The organism is Kitasatospora sp. NPDC057595 (assembly GCF_042800875.1).
GTDB lineage: Bacteria > Actinomycetota > Actinomycetes > Streptomycetales > Streptomycetaceae > Kitasatospora.
Window position 1 is genome coordinate 252,874 of the sequence record NZ_JBHVGL010000006.1, and the last position, 15,438, is coordinate 268,311.

Consider the following 15,438-nt stretch of genomic DNA (forward strand, 5'->3'; position numbering starts at 1 on the left):
AGTGCTCGCAACCACCCGCACCGACGCCGGTACAACCGTCACCGCCCTCACTCCTGCTGATCTCTCGACCACCCGCTGGCACAGCGAGACCGGCGCGCCGCCACCCGACCGCGTCGTCCTCGCCGACGACCGGCTGCGGGCCGACGCCGCCCACCGGCTGATCTCCCAGGGTGCCGCCGTGCTCTGGCAGGGCGACTACCACGGCGCCCGCCAGCTGCTCACCGCCCTCGCCCGCCGGGCCGAACGCGAGGCACGCCCACAACGAGCCGCCGGCACGACCACCCCGGGTGAGGCGTTCCGGGAGCAGAGGCGTGAGCGCGCCCGGACCGCGGGTCTGCTCGGCCGTCTCGTGGTGCGGTTGGAGGCCGACCACGCCCTCCTGCTGCGCCGCGCACCCGACGTCCGGCAGGCCTGCCGCGAGGCGTACGGACCGTCCGACGGGCCGCGACTGGTCGCGCTCCGGGAACTGCTCGGCGTCCTCGGCGCGTGGCAGTGGCACCAGCGGGGCGTGCATGTGCCCGCACTCGGTGCACGTGTCCATCCGCGCTACGGCGTGTTCGCCCCGGTCCGCGGCGAGTACGTCGACCTGGTGGCCCGGGCGCCGATTCCCGCCGCCGCGCTCGACGGCGGGACGGTGTTCGACCTCGGCACCGGCACCGGAGTACTGGCCGCCGTCCTGGCGCGACGCGGGGCCGGACGGGTGCTGGTCACCGACGTGAATCCGCGAGCCCTGCTTTGCGCCCGCGACAACGCGCGCCGCCTGGGCCTGGCCCACCGCGTCCGAGCGGCCGGGACCGACCTCTACCCGCCCGGCGGCAGGCGGGCCGGTCTGGTGGTCTGCAATCCACCGTGGCTGCCGGCCGAGCCCACCTCCGTTCTGGAACAGGGCGTCTACGACTCCGGCGGCCGAATGCTGCACTGCTTCCTCGGGGGGCTGGCGGAGCGCCTCGCGCACGGCGGCGAAGGCTGGCTGATCCTCTCCGACCTCGCCGAGCGCCTCGGTCTGCGTTCGCGCGCCGACCTTCACGCAGCCTTCGCCGCCGCCGGTCTGCGCGTCGCCGGTCGCCTCGACACCCGCCCCCGGCACCCCCGCGCGACCGGGGCCACCCGACGCACCGGCGTCCGGGACATCGATCCGCTCGGTGCGGCCCGCGCCGCCGAGGTGACATCGCTGTGGCGTCTCGCCCCGGCGTGACGCCCCGTCGTCCGCCGGGCACAGCGGGCCACACCGGCCGTCCAAGAGGCGTCCGATGGTCGTCCTGCGTGGCCGAGCCCAGTGGGGCGTACCTACGCTGGAGGGAGGAGGCGATCAGCATGCTTGGAGACGCACCCCTGGTGGCGATCATCCCTGCCGTCGACCTGGCCCGGGCGAAGTCCTTCTACACCGACACCCTCGGCCTCAAACTCACCGACGCCGGCCCGGAGGGCGACCTGACCTTCGAATGCGGCGGCACCGAGTTCGGCATCTACGAGACACCCAGCGGCGGCCAGGCCGCCCACACCCTGGCCAGTTTCAAGGTTCCCGATCTGGACGCGGAGATGGCCGCGCTGCGCGGCAGGGGCGTCGAATTCGAGGACTACGACATACCCGGACTGAAGACCGTCAACGGCGTCGCGGAGGCCGAGGGCATGCGCGCCGCCTGGTTCAAGGACAGCGAGGGAAACATCCTCTGCCTGAACGAGCGGACCAACGGCTGACGGCCGCCGGATCCGACATTCGCACGCCCGGCCGGGACGATCCCGGCCGGGCGTCGGCATGCCCGCCGCCCCTGGACCCCCACGGGCCGCCCGCGGCAGACCCGGTCACCCGAAATCGGCCCCCACCCGGATTTCCTCCCCAATGATCCGCCCGCCCATTGTCCGGTTTGTAGCGATACAGAGCGCTATGCGAGCAGTGATCTACTTCATCCGTTCTCTGTGGGATTCATCACGAGGCGTCCGGCCCGCACCCCCGACGATCGGCGGGGTTCGCCGACCGGGATTTGACGTCGGCCGATCGCCTTGGGGATAGTCCGTTCCGGACCGACCGGGCGACACCACCGATCTCCTGCTCGGGGGCAAGGAGAGCGGGGGCTCGATGCGATTTCCCAAGGTTGTGGGCACGCTGCTCGTGGCAGCCCTGAGCGCGCCCCAGGCGCCGGTCGGCGCCACCCCGAAGGACCTCACCGAGTCGGCAACCGCGGCCGTCGCATCCGCCGCATCGGGCGACGAATCGTTCCTGCAGATCGTCGCGCACCAGGACGACGACATCCTCTTCATGAACCCGGACCTGAACCGGCAGTACGCGGCGCCGTCGGTCACCGTCTACCTGACCGGCGGCGAGACGCCGGGCACCTCGCTCGGCAGCCCGTGCGCCTACTCCGAGAGCCGGAACTCCGGCGCCCGGGCCGCGCACGCACGGCTGGCCGGGGTGGCCGAGCCGACCTGGAGCACCACCGCACTACGGCTGACCGGCGGGAAGACCGTCCAGCTCGACACCCTGGACCAGGCGCCGCAGATCAAGCTGGTGTTCCTCAGGCTGCACGAGGGCGGCGACGGGAACTACCCCGACGGCGGCAACCGGGCCACCCTCGACACCCTCTTCACCGAGGGCTCGGGAGGGCCGTCCCACCAGTCCACGCTCGGCAGCCTGCCTGCGGACGGCGAGTGCGACCCCGCGTACGCGCACCAGGACTACACCCACGACGAGCTCGTGGCCACGCTGACCGAGCTGATGGAACGGTTCCGCCCGACCGTGCTGCGTGCCCAGGACCCGCGCGTGCCGTACGGCTACAGCCGCGATCCGCTCAATCCCGCCGACCACGCCGACCACATCGCCGCCGCGCGATTCGCCGGAAAGGCCGCACTCGGTTATCACGGACCGGACGGAAACGGCCGGGTGATTCTCCGGAACTACCGCGACTACAACGTGCGCATGGAGCCGCCGAATCTTCCCGCCAGTTCCGCGAAGGAGAAGAAGAAGACCTTTCTCGCCTATCTGGGACCGAAACGCCCCGGAACCGGCGGCGGATATTCCGGCGCGTACGACCCCCAGCCGAATCCGGACGAGGCGAATTTCTACGCGGACTTCCCGTCCCGGCAGTATCCGCGCTGGTCGAACGGCACCGCATGGGCGGCGCAGGACGGCACCGGCACGCTGAACGCCTTCGCCGTGCTCGACAACCGGGTGCAGGCCTGGCGCGAGTCCGGGCCGGGCGGCGCATGGAGCGGACCGGTGCCCGTGCCCGGCGGCGAGGGCCTCGCGGCCGCGCTCGGCGTGGTGCGGGACGCCGCCGGGCTGATCCACCTGTTCGGCGTCCGGCTCGACGACGACCGGATCGTCACCGTCGCCCAGACCGCCCCGGGCAGCTGGGGCGACTGGACGGTGCTCGGCAACCCCGACCGCGTCACCCCGGGGTTCATCGGCAGCCCCGTCCCGGTCCTCGGCGGAGACGGGCGGCTGACCGTCTTCGTCCGCAACACGGGCGGCGGCGTCAGCGCACTCGGCCAACTGCCCGACGGCGGCTGGCCCGCGGACTGGACCGACCTCGGCGGCACCCAGGTGCGGGACGGCCTGGCCGCCGCCCTCGCCGCCGACGGCCGGGTCGAGCTGTTCGCGCCGACCAGGGACGGGATCGGGCACTGGCGGCAGTCGGCGCCCGGCGGCCCCTTCGTCCGGGACGCCGCCTTCCTCGGCCCGCCCCCGGCGGGACCGCTCACCACGAGCCGCACCGCGGACGGCCGGCTGGGGCTCTTCTTCCACCAGGCCGGCACCGGACAGGTCGTCACCCGCTACGTGCGGCCGAACGGCTCCTGGACCACCACACCGGAGTCGCTGGGCGGCCCGGCCGGTCTGGAGGGTGTCGCCGCGGTGACCGGCACCGACGGCCGGACGACCGTGGCCATCCGCAACGCCGCCGGCGGGATCAGCCTGGCCTCGCAGCCGGCCGCCAACCGGGGCTCCGCCGCGTCGTGGTCCGACCTCGGCCGGCTGATCGTCGGCGCGCCGACCGTGGCACTCGACGCCGTCGGCCACCGCGTCGTCCTGGCGCTCGGGCCGGACGCCGTCCTGCGCACCGCCCGGCAGAGCGGCCCGGGGGCCGACAGCCCCTTCGACCCCTGGCAAGCGGCGGGGAACTGAGCCCGGCCGCGGTCGCTGCCGCCCGACGTCCGGGTCGGACTCAGTCCTCCACGGCGAGCCCCGGGACGGCGGTGTCGAGGGCGAGGGTGAGCCGGTCCAGCAGGGCCCGCAGGGCGGCGAGCTCCTCGACGGGCAGACCGGTGGCGGCGAGCAGGCGGCGGGGCACCAGACCGGCGCGCTCCCGCAGGGCGGAGCCCTCGTCGGTGAGGCTGACGGTGACCGAGCGCTCGTCCTCGGGGCTGCGCTCGCGGCGCACCAGGCCGGCCGCCTCCAGCCGCTTGAGCAGCGGGGACAGGGTGCCGGAGTCGAGCCGCAGGCGCTCACCGATCCGCTTGACCGGCAGGTCGCCGTCCTCCCAGAGGACGAGCATGACCAGGTACTGCGGGTAGGTCAGGCCGAGGTCCTTGAGCAGCACCCGGTAGACGCCCCCGAAGGCGCGGGAGGCGGCGTTCAGCGAGAAGCAGATCTGCCGGTCCAGCCGGAGCAGATCGGCGTCGTCGGGCAGGTCCGAGAGGTCTGGGAGCTCGGGGACGTCAGGCAGGTCGGACAGCGCGGTCGGCTCGGTCGGCTCGGTCATGGGTCCATGGTAGCGAGGACGCACGCACTATTGAGTTGTGCGCAATTGAATTGCGTGCTCTACTTGTCTCCGGCAGGCGGCCCGCCCGGACCGCCGGACCGAGACTTCGAACCGCAGGACGGAAGGGAACGGACATGGACGCGCTCTACACCGCAGTCGCCACCGCCAACGGCCGGGAGGGCCGCGCGGTCAGCTCCGACGGGCAGCTCGACCTCGCCCTGGCCATGCCGCCCGGCCTCGGCGGCAGCGGTCAGGGCACCAACCCGGAGCAGCTGTTCGCGGCCGGCTACTCCGCCTGTTTCGCCAGCGCGCTGAGCCTGGTCGGCCGCCAGTCGAAGGTGGACACCGGTGACATCTCGGTGACCGCCGAGGTCTCCATCGGCCGCGACGGCGAGGGCTTCGGCCTCTCGGTGGTGCTGCGGGTCGAGCTGCCGGAGGCGCTGGCGGGCGAGACCGGCGAACTGCTGGTCAAGAAGGCTCACGAGGTGTGCCCGTACTCCCGCGCCACCCGCGGCAACATCCCGGTCGAGCTCGTCGTCGAGTAGGTCACGCAGGTCACGCAGGTCACGCACGTCGCGTAGATCGAACCGATCGAGCGGGTCGAGCAGGTCGAGCAGGTCGAGCAGCCGGACCATCCGAGCGGTCGACGGGGCCCGTCGCGCAGGTGCGCGGCGGGCCCCGTCGCGTCAGCCGCCCGGCGCCTCGGGCGGACGCGGCGGCGGAGGCGGGCCGGACGGAACAGGCGGCGGCGCGCCGGGCGTCGGCCCGCCGCCCGTCTCACGCAGCACGTCCAGGCGGTGCCGGTACTCCTCGGCGTCGATCTCACCGCGCGCGAACCGCTCCGCGAGAACCTGCTCGGGCAACGGCCCCGACGGCGCCCCGGCCGGCGGACCGGGCGGACCCGGCGGGCCCGCGACCCAAGCGCCCTTGGACGGCGGCCCGGGCGCCCGCGACTGCCGGACCAGGACCACCGCGACGGCCACCAGCGCCAGCACCACCAGCAGCAGCCCCAGCGCCATCAGACCCAGGCCCCAGCCGCCGAACCCATGGCCGTAGCCATGGCCGTTCCAGTACCTCATCACGACCTCCTCACCACCCCGGCCGGGCGGGTGGCGGCCGTGACGGCCGGCCCGCACCGGGGCGATCGGCGCCTCACCACCATCGTGCGCCCGCGCCCGTCGGGACGGCGTGAGGAGCCGGGACGGCGACCCGGGGACGGGGGCGGGGAGCACGGCGCGGATAGCGCCGACGAGCATCGTCGGCGCCCGCCCGGCGATCCGGGAATCCCCCGGACCCGGGCCCGCCCGCACCGGGCCGGGTAGCGTTCGCCCCATGAACCACCACCCGCCGGCCGACGACCGTGAGCGCCTCGTCGCGGCCGGGGTGCTGCTCCGCTACCAGGACCACCGCCCTCATGCCGCCCTCGGCCACTCCGCCATCGGCTACGTCTCCACGGTGCTCTGGTTCGAGCTCACCGCGCTGGCCATCTCGCCCGACGCCGCGGCGACGACCGCGCACGCACTGCTGCGGACCATCGCCGCCAACGCGGTGGACGCGGCGCTCTCGCCCGGCAACGAGTCCGCGCCGCGCAACGACCTCTACGTGACGTATCCCGCGCACATCGGCCCGTACCGGCGGGTGGTCTGGTTCCAGCGCTCGGGCCCGCGCGGCCTGATCACGGCGATGTTCCCGCCCGAACACTGACCGCCCGAACACTGACCGCCCGAACACCGGCCGCCCGAACACCGACCGCCCGAACACCGGCCACCACCGCACGACCCCCCGGTCACGCCCGCCCCGGCGATCCCGCTCCCGCACCCGGGCCGCCGCGCTCCACCCGCAGGCTGTGGCAGGTCCAGCCGAACCGGTCCGGCCCGTAGGCCGGCGGACGGGCGTGGTACGTGCCGTCCGCGACCGACAGGTTGACGATCAGGTAGGCGTGCCAGTCGGAGCCGACACCGCGACGGTCGGCGTGGATGAGGGTGTCGTCGACGAACCAGTCCACCGAGTACGCGCCGAAGACGGCCCGCAGGCCGAAGCTGGCCCCGGGGGCTATGCCGGCGTCGGCCCCGTGCCAGTAGCGGTAGCCGCCCCGGACATGGTTGGAGATCTCCAGCAGGTCCGGGTTGTCGGGGTGGTACTCGAACACGTCGATCTCGTTGCCGCCGTCCCGCCACGTCCAGATCGCCGGCCAGGCGCCCAGCGCGACGGGCAGGGTGACCTGCGCGCTCAGGGTGTCGCCGGTGCGGAGCTGGAAGCCGTCCGGGCTGCCCTCGGTGGTGAGCAGGTTGCACGTCCACAGGTCCCCGCCGTGCCGCCGGGCGGCGGTGAACAGGCCGTCGGGGCAGTAGGAGCGGCTGAGGAAGTCGAGTTTGTGATCGCCCCGGTTGGTCGGCCCCATCCGGGGATACGCGCTGCTGCGCCCCGCGACCCATTGGCTGGTCGATGTGAAGTCCGCGTCGAACACGACGGCCACGGCTGCCTCCCCGGTACCCGGCGGCGCGGCGGCCCGCTACCGCCGCACACGCCGAGTGAGATACCCGGTACGCAGCGCGATATTCGAACCGGACGCTCCGGGTCCAGCCGGGCGTCCGGTCGAACGACGCGGAAGCGGGCCCGATGCGCGGGCGTGCGGGTTCAGGCTATGGGCGCAGGCGCGTCGCTCCCGCGCGCGCCATCACCGCCCACGCCCCCCGACCCACCGATTCCGCCGATTTCACCGAATCCATCGTCGGAGGCGGCCGGGGAGCCGCCGTCCGGGCCCACGCCGCCGAAGATGTCGGCGCTCAGCCGGTCGGTCACCGACACCACGCCGTCGACCGAGCGGCAGAGGTTCAGCACGATCGGGACGAGGTGCGGCTCGGGCACCGTGCCGCTGAGCACCACCCGCCCCTGGTCGACCTCGACGCCCACCTCGGCGGGGCTCACACCCTCGATCCGGCCGAGCACCTCCTCCACGATCTCCCGGCGGATCACCCGGTCCTCGCGCAGGAAGACCCGCAGCAGGTCGCCCCGGCTGACCATGGCGAAAACCCGGCCGTCCTGGTCCAGCACCGGCAGCCGCTTCAGGCCGTGCCGGCTCATCAGCCGGGCCGCCGCGACCACGCTGGCCTCCGGGGTGGTGCAGACCGCCGGGCCGGTCATCAGATCGGCGGCGGTGACCGCGCCGCCCGGGCCGGTCCGGGGGAGGTCCGGCGGCGGCATGTGGCTCCCCGGGTCCTCCTGGGCCGCCAGGGTGAGCAGCAGGTCGGCCTCCGAGACTATGCCGAGCGGCCGGCCGTCGCCGTCCACCACCGGCACCCCGGTGATGTCGTACTCGGCCAGGAGCGCGACGATCTCCCGGAAGCCGGTCTGGGGAGCGACCTGGACCACGGGACTGGTCATGACTGATTCGACGGTGGCATGCCGCACGCCGGTTCACCTCGTCCGAAGGCGCGGTCCGACCGGACCCCGTCGTCCAATCGGCTGTACCAGCGAGCATCTCCCCCGACCGGGCGATCCGCCAGGGGCCAAGGGGCTGAATCGACGGGACCAAGGACCCCTCCCGCCCTACGCCGTTCAGACCCGGACGGCACCGGACCGCCCCGCCCGCGCCCCGCCCCCGGAACGGCACCACTACGCCGGACGGGCGACACCGGCCTGCGCCGGGCTGCACCGGCCTGCCGACCCGCCTGCCGACCCACCCGGTCACCCGCCCGGGGCCGCCCGTCGGCTACCGGAGCGCGAGCATCGCCGCGGCGACCTCGCCGACCGCCGTGTCGGGGATCGCGATGGCGGCCTCGTCGAGGACGAGCAGCCGTGCCCCGGGGATCTCGCGGGCGAGTGCTTCGCCGTTGCCGACGGGGAAGAACGGGTCGCGGCGGCCGTGGACGACGAGCGTGGGCGCCGCGATCCCCGGCAGCCGCTCGCGCCAGCGGGGTGTGCAGTCGAGCCTGGCGAAGACCAGGCCCAGCTGGTTGGCCAGGTGGACCGGGGGCGTCGTGCCGGGCGTGCGGTCCCAGACGCGCGCGGCGACGGCGTGTGCGGCGGCGGGGTCGTCGCCACGGATCTCCGCGCCGGCGGCGGCAAACGCGGAAACCGCCTCGCGGTCGGCCCAGTCGGGCATCGGGCGCGCGAACAGTCGGCTCATCGTCGCCGGGTCGTGGTCGGGGAGGTCGTCGTCGGTCGGGCCGGGGGCGACCGGCCGGGTACCGACCAGGGTGAGCTCCGAGAACGCGCCCGGGTGGTCGAGCACGGCCACCTGGGCGACCATTCCGCCGACGCCGATGCCCGCGAGGTGGGCGGGTCCCCCGCCGAGTACGTCGACGAGGGCCGCCGCGTCGGCGGCGAGGTCGCGCAGGGCGTAGGCGGGCGCCTGCGGATCCGCCGCCGTCGACTCCCCGCTGTCGCGCAGGTCGTAGCGCACCGCACGGCGCCCGCCGGCCGCGAGCCGTTCGCAGAGCGCGTCGGGCCAGGAGAGCATCGTCGTGCCGCCCGCGAGCAGGACGAGCGGCGCGTCGTCGTCGCCGAACGACTCGATGCCCAGGGTGATCCCCTTGGCGTTGACTGTGGTCATCGGATCACCGGATCACGTCGTAGGTCAGGTGCGGCACGGTCGGCGCCGATCGTACGCTCCGGCGCACCCGCGCGGTGCCCGGACCGACCGCCGGTCGGCGGCCGACGCCGCCATCGGCACGGCCGCCCGGATCGCTGCCGACGCGCTGCGCAGCCGGTAGCCGGGTACCAGGCCCGGCAGAGGGAACCGGAGCGCTTCCGCCGAGACCGGAACGGCGGTGGACATCAAGCGGCGGCGGTGCCGGTCAGTGGGTCGTCCCGGTTGCCCGGGACGACCCGCTGACCGATGAGGCCCCGGCCGGGCCCCGATGAGCAGGGGCGGGCTACCCGACCGTGCCGATGTGAACCACGGGTGGATGGTCTTGACGTTGGGCTGGGTCTTCTGGATGTAGATCCCCTTGCCGTCCGTAGGCCTTACCTCGGGCCCCTGGCGGCGGAGCGGCTGGTCACCCCTTGTGACCGGACGGCATCCCGGCTTGTGACAACGGGCCGCACCCGCAGCGGCGCGGCCGGCCGCGCCGCTGCGGGTGCGGGTGCGGTCGGGGGCGGCGATCATCGTGGCGATGGCCGACCGCCTTCCGGGAGCCGCCGTGACCGATGCCGCAGACCCCCTCCCTCCCCGTCCGCTGCGCTGCCTGGTCACCGGGGCCACCGGCTACATCGGCGGCCGACTGGTACCGGAGCTGTTGGCGGCCGGGTACGGCGTCCGGTGCCTGGTCCGGGATCCGGACCGGCTGCGGGACCACCCGTGGCGCGAGCGGGTGGAGGCCGCCGCCGGGGACGTCACCCGCCCGGAGAGCCTGGACGGCGCCTTCGCCGGGATCGACGTCGCCTACTACCTGGTGCACGCCCTCGGGACCGGACCCGGGTTCGAGGCCACCGACCGGGCCGCCGCCGCGGCGTTCGGACGGGCGGCGGCCCGGGCCAGGGTGCGCCGGATCGTCTACCTGGGCGGACTCGCCCCCGTCGGGGTTCCGGCCGGGCGGCTCTCCCCGCACCTGCGCTCACGGGTCGAGGTCGGCCGGGTGCTGCGGGACAGCGGCGTGCCGACCGCGGAGCTGCGGGCCGCGGTGATCATCGGTTCGGGGTCGGCCTCCTTCGAGATGCTCCGGTACCTCACCGAGCGCCTGCCGGTGATGGTGACCCCGCGCTGGGTGGACACCCGGATCCAGCCGATCGCCGTACGGGACGTGCTGCGGCTGCTGGTCGGGACCGCCGGCCTGCCGTCCGAGGTGAACCGCGCCTTCGACATCGGCGGGCCGGAGGTGCTGACGTACCGGCGGATGATGGAGCGCTACGCGGCGGTGGCCGGGCTGCCGCGCCGGCTGATCCTCGCCGTCCCGGTCCTGACCCCTCGGCTCTCCAGTCTCTGGGTCGGCCTGGTGACGCCGGTGCCGGGGTCGCTCGCCCGGCCGCTGGTGGAATCGCTGCGGTACGAGGTGGTGCGCGGCGAGCACGACCTCGACCGCTACCTGCCGGAGCCACCGGGCGGCGGCATCGGCTTCGACGCGGCGGTCGGGCTCGCGCTGCGGAGGATCCGGGACGCCGACGTCGCCACCCGGTGGTCCTCCGCCTCGCTTCCCGGCGCCCCGAGCGACCCACTGCCCACCGACCCGGACTGGGCCGGCGGCAGTCTCTACCAGGACGTCCGGGAGCTGCGGGTGGACACCGATCCGACGGCGCTGTGGCGGGTGGTGGAGGGGATCGGCGGCGAGAACGGGTGGTACTCCTTCCCGCTCGGCTGGGCCGTGCGCGGCTGGGTCGACCGGCTGGTCGGCGGTGTGGGGCTGCGCCGGGGGCGGCGGGACCCGGCGCGGCTGCGGGTCGGCGAGTCGCTGGACTTCTGGCGGGTGGAGGAGATCGAACCGGGGCGGCTGCTGCGGCTGCGCGCGGAGATGCGGCTGCCCGGCCCGGCCTGGCTGGAGCTCACGGTCGCCCCGGACGGCGCGGGCGGCAGCCGCTACCGGCAGCGGGCGCTGTTCCACCCGCGCGGACTGGCCGGGCACGCGTACTGGTGGGCGGTGGCGCCGTTCCACGCCGTGGTGTTCGGCGGGATGGCCCGGCGGATCACCGAGCAGGCGGCACGCGGACCGGGCAGCGGAGCGGCACGCGGACCGGGCGGCGTCCCCGCGGACGGCTCAGCGTGAGTGGCGCAGTTCCTCCAGCTCGCCGGTCATCCGGTCCAGGAAGCGGGCCACGGCGGCGAGTTCGCCGGGCGTGAACTCGGCGCGGACCGTCTCGGTGCGGCGGGCGACCGGCGCGAACCACTCGGCCGCCATCCGGCCGGCGCCGGGGAGGTAGTGCACCAGGACCAGCCGCCGGTCGGCCGCGTCCCGGGTGCGGCGGACGTGCCCGGCGCGTTCCAGGCGGTCCAGCACCGCGGTGACCGCGCCCGAGGAGAGGCCCAGCTCCTCGCCGAGCCGCCCGGGGGTGATCCCCGGCGGCGGCTCGGCGGGGCCGTCCTGGGCGCCGTGCGGTGTCGGACCGGCGCGCATGATCGCGAGCAGGGCCTGGACGTCGGTGGTGTGCAGACCGCTCGCGGCGGCGAAGCCGTGGCCGAGCAGGTTCATCTCGGAGGCGAGGTCCTGCAGCAGACGGCCGAGCTCCGGCGTACCGGATCCCCGCGGTTCCCCCTGCTCCGCCTGTTCCGCCTGGTGCGCCAAGGCGTGTTCTCCGGTTGCGTGCGACGTCGGGCTAACCCGTTCAGCCTAACGGTGTCGCCCGCGCTCACACCCCCGGGCCGACGCGTTCACCCGCCGGAGCCGGATCCGGCTCCGACAACGCCGGGCGGGCGACGACCGCCCGCCCGGTCCGGGCCGGCCACCAGACCCGGTCACCGAGGTCCCGCACCAGGGCGGGCACCAGCAGCGAGCGCACCAGCAGGGTGTCCAGCAGCACCCCGAACGCCACGATGAAGGCGATCTGGGCGAGGAAGGCCAGCGGGATCACGCCCAGCGCGGCGAAGGTCGCGGCCAGCACCACGCCCGCCGAGGTGATCACCCCTCCGGTGGCGGTGAGCCCGCGCAGCACCCCCTCCCGGGTGCCGGAGCGCAAGGCCTCCTCGCGCACCCGGGTCATCAGGAAGATGTTGTAGTCGACCCCGAGCGCGACCAGGAACACGTACCCGTACAGCGGCACGGACGGGTCGACGGCGGAGAACCCGAAGACGTGCGGGAAGACCACCGCGCTCACGCCGAGCGTCGCCAGGTAGGAGAGCGCGACGGTGGCGGCCAGCAGCACCGGTGCGAGCAGCGAGCGCAGCAGCAGGACGAGCACGGCGAGCACGCACAGCAGCACCACCGGTGTGATCAGGGTGCGGTCGCGCGCGGCGGTGGTCCGGGTGTCCTCCTGCTGGGCGGTGTAGCCGCCGACCAGCGCGTGCGCGTCCGGGACGGCGTGCACGGCCTGCCGCAGCCGGTGGACGGTGGCGATCGCCGCGTCACTGTCGGCCGGGTCGGTGAGCGTCGCCTCCAGCCGGACCCGGCCGTCGACGACCAGCGGCGCGCCGCCCGGTGCCCCGGCGGTGGTGGCGCGCACGCCTGCCACCCCGGGGACGGCGGCGACCGCCGCGGTGACGGCCTCGGAGCGGTCGGCGGCGGCGATCACCACGGCGGGGTTGCCGCTGCCGCCGGGGAAGTGCGCGGAGAGCATCCGCTGGCCGGCCGCCGAGGGCTGGGCCTTGACGAACAGTTCGCTCTGCGGCACGCCACCGGCGTCGAGAGTGGGCGCGAGCGCGGCCAGCGCCGCCAGCACGGCCAGGCTCGCCGCCCACAGGGCGCGCGGGCGGCGGGCGACCAGCGCCGCGACCCGGCCCCAGACCGCGTGCACGGGGGCCCGGCCGTCGGCGGTGGGCCGGGCGGGCCAGTAGGCGGCGCGGCCGGCCAGCACCAGGGCGGCGGGCAGGAAGGTGAGCGCGGAGAGCACCGCGCAGCCGATGCCGATGGCGCCGACCGGGCCGAGCGCCCGGTTGTTGGTCAGGTCGGAGAGCAGCAGGACGAGCAGGCCGAGCGCGACGGTGGCGCCGGAGGCGGTGATCGGTTCGACGGACTGCCGCCAGGCGGTGCGCATCGCGGCGAACCGGTCGCCGTGCAGGTGAAGCTCCTCCCGGAAGCGGGCGCAGAGCAGCAGGCCGTAGTCGGTGGCGGCCCCGATGACGAGGATCGACAGCAGGCCCTGGACCTGGCCGTCGACGGTGACCAGGCCGTGGTCGGCGAGCAGGTAGACCAGGGCGCAGGCGATGCCGAGGGCGAAGACGGCGCCGAGGATGACCAGCAGGGGCAGCAGCACGGCGCGGTAGACGGCGAGCAGGATCAGCAGGACGACACCGAGCGCCACGCCGAGCAGCAGGCCGTCGATACCGGCGAAGGCACCGCCGAGGTCGGCGAGGATCGCGGCGGGTCCGGCGACGCCGACGGTGGTGTCGGGGACGCGCTCGGCGAGGGCGCGGACCGCGCGCACGGTGTCGCCGGTCTCCCGGCCGAGGTCGGCGCGCAGTTGGACGACGCCCTGCAGGGCGTGGCCGTCGGCGGCGGGCAGGGCGGGCGAGACGCGTCCGGTGGCGCCGGGCAGCGCGGCGGCGGCGTGCAGGGCCTGTTCGGCGGCGGCGCGCCGGGTGTCGTCGACGGGGCCGGTCCGGCTCTCCCAGACCAGGATGACCGGCAGGGCGTTCCCGGCCCGGAAGTCCGCGCCGAGCCGGGCGGCCTCGGTGGACTCGGCGCTGCGCGGCAGGAAGGCGGCCCGGTCGTTGGTGGCGACCTCGCCGAGCCGGCCCGCGTAGGAGCCGAAGGCGCCGCCGAGGCCGAGCCAGACGACCAGCAGCGCGAGCGGGACGAGCAGCCGGGCCCGGCGCCGCCGGGCGGACGAAGCGGACGAGGCAGCGGAAGCGGACGAGGCCGACGGATCCGACGGGGAGGCCGGTGGAGCAGCGGGGGCGGGACGGTCAGCGGGCATGGCGGGGCGCCCTCCGGGCTGGGGCGGGGTGGCGGACAGCCCGGATCATATCTCTCGACCGTCAAGAGACTTGACGGGTGGAGAGATCGCGGGGCCGCGCCAGGAGCCCGGCCACCGAGAGCGCGCCCCAGCCGACCGAGACGGCGACCGCCATCACCCGGTGCCGCCGGGCGGGGAGGGCGGTGGCGAGCAGCGCGGCGTCGCCGAGGTCGGAGGCGATCCGGACGGCGGTGGCGGTGCGCAGCGCGGCGTCGTTCGGGGCGAGGGCCATGGCGAGGCCGCAGGCGGCGTCGCGCAGGGCGAGCGGGCGCAGGCAGGCGGCGACCGGGGCGGGCACCGAGCCGTCGGGGGCGGTGAGGCCGGAGGGGCGGGCGAGCAGCGCGGGCCGGCGGGCGACGGCGAGTCCGTAGACGGCGGTGGCGGCGCCGGTGAGGCGCAGCAGGGGCGAGTGCATGACGGCGGACCTCCGGGGCGGGTCGGGGACGGGTCGACGGCGGCGGGTCGGGGACGGCGGGTCGGGGACCGGGCCCAGTCTGGCGCCGTCCGGCCCGCGACACGCCGACGGCCCACCGGTGCGGGACCGGTGGGCCGTCGGCGGCTGCCCGCAGGGTGCCCGGGGCGTCAGGAGACGCGCTTGATCTGCCAGGCGTTGTTGTTGAGGCTCGGGACGGCCGAGTAGTTGCAGCTGCTGTTGTAGAACGAGGAGAGCTGCACCCAGCCGGCCGGCTGGTAGGTCGACGAACAGACGGTGAGCGTGGTGCCGATCGGCAGACCGGCGATCTGCTTGATCTGCTTCTTGTTCGGGCTGAAGGTCGACGAGCAGCTGATGTCGTTCCACCACTGGACGTCGACCCAGCCGGTCGGGGTGAGCTGGCTGGCGCAGACGTTCTGGGTGTCGCCGGGGGCGGCGTGCGCGAGGGTCGCGGTGGTCGTGGTCAGGGTCAGCGCGGCGGCGGCGCAGCCGATGGCCAGGGCGGCGGCACGAAGACGGGACACGGAGCGGCTCCTCTCCACGGCGCGGGCTCTCCGCGCCGGTCCCCATTCCTACCGGTGGGAAGATGGACACGGACAGTGACTTTCCGGTCCGGTACGCCGCCTTACGCGTCGCATTCGCACCCGTTGACAGTGCGCCGACACACTTGTTCCCGGCATATGCCGCACCGGGAGACGCGCTTGATCTGCCAGGAGTCGGACACCCGGAGGCCCGTCCGCGCCCCGGGGAACGGGGCGCGGACGG

General features: G+C 75.0%; 15 protein-coding genes. 6 read left to right on the plus strand and 9 right to left on the minus strand.

The window, feature by feature from the left end; translation table 11 throughout:
• Position 1 precedes the first annotated feature (1 nt).
• The 3 genes from ACFU9E_RS12850 (at position 2) to ACFU9E_RS12860 (ending at position 4,120) form a co-directional block, all read left to right on the plus strand.
• Positions 2-1,195 (plus strand): methyltransferase, encoded by a 1,194-nt coding sequence (locus ACFU9E_RS12850; protein WP_380682951.1) that lies wholly within the window; start codon positions 2-4, stop codon positions 1,193-1,195.
• 119 nt (positions 1,196-1,314) lie between these two features.
• A complete protein-coding gene (locus ACFU9E_RS12855; RefSeq protein ID WP_380682952.1) occupies positions 1,315-1,698 on the plus strand; it encodes a VOC family protein in 384 nt (127 codons plus the stop codon).
• A gap of 379 nt (positions 1,699-2,077) precedes the next feature.
• A complete protein-coding gene (locus ACFU9E_RS12860; RefSeq protein ID WP_380682953.1) occupies positions 2,078-4,120 on the plus strand; it encodes a PIG-L family deacetylase in 2,043 nt (680 codons plus the stop codon).
• A 40-nt stretch (positions 4,121-4,160) separates the two neighbouring features.
• Here ACFU9E_RS12860 and ACFU9E_RS12865 read toward each other — a convergent pair whose 3' ends face one another.
• Positions 4,161-4,697: a MarR family winged helix-turn-helix transcriptional regulator gene (locus ACFU9E_RS12865; RefSeq protein WP_380682954.1), complete on the minus strand. Its 537-nt coding sequence runs from the start codon at positions 4,695-4,697 to the stop codon at positions 4,161-4,163.
• A 134-nt stretch (positions 4,698-4,831) separates the two neighbouring features.
• Here ACFU9E_RS12865 and ACFU9E_RS12870 point away from each other — a divergent pair, with 134 nt between their 5' ends.
• Positions 4,832-5,242 carry an organic hydroperoxide resistance protein gene (locus ACFU9E_RS12870; RefSeq protein ID WP_355359061.1) on the plus strand — a complete coding sequence of 137 codons (411 nt, stop codon included), beginning with the start codon at positions 4,832-4,834 and terminating at the stop codon, positions 5,240-5,242.
• Between the two features lie 141 nt (positions 5,243-5,383).
• Here ACFU9E_RS12870 and ACFU9E_RS12875 read toward each other — a convergent pair whose 3' ends face one another.
• Positions 5,384-5,776 carry an SHOCT domain-containing protein gene (locus ACFU9E_RS12875; RefSeq protein WP_380714977.1) on the minus strand — a complete coding sequence of 131 codons (393 nt, stop codon included), beginning with the start codon at positions 5,774-5,776 and terminating at the stop codon, positions 5,384-5,386.
• A gap of 253 nt (positions 5,777-6,029) precedes the next feature.
• Here ACFU9E_RS12875 and ACFU9E_RS12880 point away from each other — a divergent pair, with 253 nt between their 5' ends.
• Entirely contained in the window at positions 6,030-6,401 is a 372-nt protein-coding gene (locus tag ACFU9E_RS12880; protein ID WP_380689017.1) for a hypothetical protein, read from the plus strand.
• An 82-nt stretch (positions 6,402-6,483) separates the two neighbouring features.
• Here the strand turns inward: ACFU9E_RS12880 and ACFU9E_RS12885 are convergent, their stop codons facing one another.
• The 3 genes from ACFU9E_RS12885 to ACFU9E_RS12895 form a co-directional block, all read right to left on the minus strand.
• Positions 6,484-7,173 carry a beta-glucanase gene (locus ACFU9E_RS12885; protein WP_380689015.1) on the minus strand — a complete coding sequence of 230 codons (690 nt, stop codon included), beginning with the start codon at positions 7,171-7,173 and terminating at the stop codon, positions 6,484-6,486.
• Between the two features lie 161 nt (positions 7,174-7,334).
• Positions 7,335-8,081 carry a CBS domain-containing protein gene (locus ACFU9E_RS12890; protein WP_380689013.1) on the minus strand — a complete coding sequence of 249 codons (747 nt, stop codon included), beginning with the start codon at positions 8,079-8,081 and terminating at the stop codon, positions 7,335-7,337.
• A gap of 328 nt (positions 8,082-8,409) precedes the next feature.
• Positions 8,410-9,252, minus strand: coding sequence for an alpha/beta fold hydrolase (locus ACFU9E_RS12895; RefSeq protein ID WP_380689011.1), 843 nt, complete (start codon positions 9,250-9,252; stop codon positions 8,410-8,412).
• 589 nt (positions 9,253-9,841) lie between these two features.
• Here ACFU9E_RS12895 and ACFU9E_RS12900 point away from each other — a divergent pair.
• On the plus strand, positions 9,842-11,398 hold the full coding sequence (locus ACFU9E_RS12900) for an SDR family oxidoreductase (RefSeq protein ID WP_380714979.1): 1,557 nt from the start codon (positions 9,842-9,844) through the stop codon (positions 11,396-11,398).
• Here the strand turns inward: ACFU9E_RS12900 and ACFU9E_RS12905 are convergent.
• From ACFU9E_RS12905 to ACFU9E_RS12920, 4 genes are all read right to left on the minus strand, one after another.
• The gene (locus ACFU9E_RS12905) at positions 11,390-11,914 is read right to left on the minus strand and encodes a MarR family winged helix-turn-helix transcriptional regulator (RefSeq protein WP_380688552.1); all 525 of its coding nucleotides are present in this window, start codon (positions 11,912-11,914) and stop codon (positions 11,390-11,392) included. The genes ACFU9E_RS12900 and ACFU9E_RS12905 overlap by 9 nt on opposite strands.
• Before the next feature lie 64 nt (positions 11,915-11,978).
• The gene (locus tag ACFU9E_RS12910) at positions 11,979-14,201 is read right to left on the minus strand and encodes an MMPL family transporter (RefSeq protein ID WP_380688554.1); all 2,223 of its coding nucleotides are present in this window, start codon (positions 14,199-14,201) and stop codon (positions 11,979-11,981) included.
• A gap of 61 nt (positions 14,202-14,262) precedes the next feature.
• Complete coding sequence (locus ACFU9E_RS12915) at positions 14,263-14,655, minus strand: hypothetical protein (RefSeq protein ID WP_380688556.1); 393 nt, start codon at positions 14,653-14,655, stop codon at positions 14,263-14,265.
• A 167-nt stretch (positions 14,656-14,822) separates the two neighbouring features.
• Positions 14,823-15,197 carry a hypothetical protein gene (locus tag ACFU9E_RS12920; RefSeq protein WP_355359033.1) on the minus strand — a complete coding sequence of 125 codons (375 nt, stop codon included), beginning with the start codon at positions 15,195-15,197 and terminating at the stop codon, positions 14,823-14,825.
• Positions 15,198-15,438 lie beyond the last annotated feature (241 nt).

Coding starts and splice junctions, on each gene's coding strand:
- ACFU9E_RS12860 (WP_380682953.1), top strand. CDS start 2,078: ATGCGATTTCCCAAGGTTGTGGGCACGCTGCTCGTGGCAGCCCTGAGC.
- ACFU9E_RS12880 (WP_380689017.1), top strand. CDS start 6,030: ATGAACCACCACCCGCCGGCCGACGACCGTGAGCGCCTCGTCGCGGCC.
- ACFU9E_RS12870 (WP_355359061.1), top strand. CDS start 4,832: ATGGACGCGCTCTACACCGCAGTCGCCACCGCCAACGGCCGGGAGGGC.
- ACFU9E_RS12910 (WP_380688554.1), bottom strand. CDS start 14,201: ATGCCCGCTGACCGTCCCGCCCCCGCTGCTCCACCGGCCTCCCCGTCG.
- ACFU9E_RS12865 (WP_380682954.1), bottom strand. CDS start 4,697: ATGACCGAGCCGACCGAGCCGACCGCGCTGTCCGACCTGCCTGACGTC.
- ACFU9E_RS12915 (WP_380688556.1), bottom strand. CDS start 14,655: ATGCACTCGCCCCTGCTGCGCCTCACCGGCGCCGCCACCGCCGTCTAC.
- ACFU9E_RS12890 (WP_380689013.1), bottom strand. CDS start 8,081: ATGACCAGTCCCGTGGTCCAGGTCGCTCCCCAGACCGGCTTCCGGGAG.
- ACFU9E_RS12895 (WP_380689011.1), bottom strand. CDS start 9,252: ATGACCACAGTCAACGCCAAGGGGATCACCCTGGGCATCGAGTCGTTC.
- ACFU9E_RS12875 (WP_380714977.1), bottom strand. CDS start 5,776: ATGAGGTACTGGAACGGCCATGGCTACGGCCATGGGTTCGGCGGCTGG.
- ACFU9E_RS12855 (WP_380682952.1), top strand. CDS start 1,315: ATGCTTGGAGACGCACCCCTGGTGGCGATCATCCCTGCCGTCGACCTG.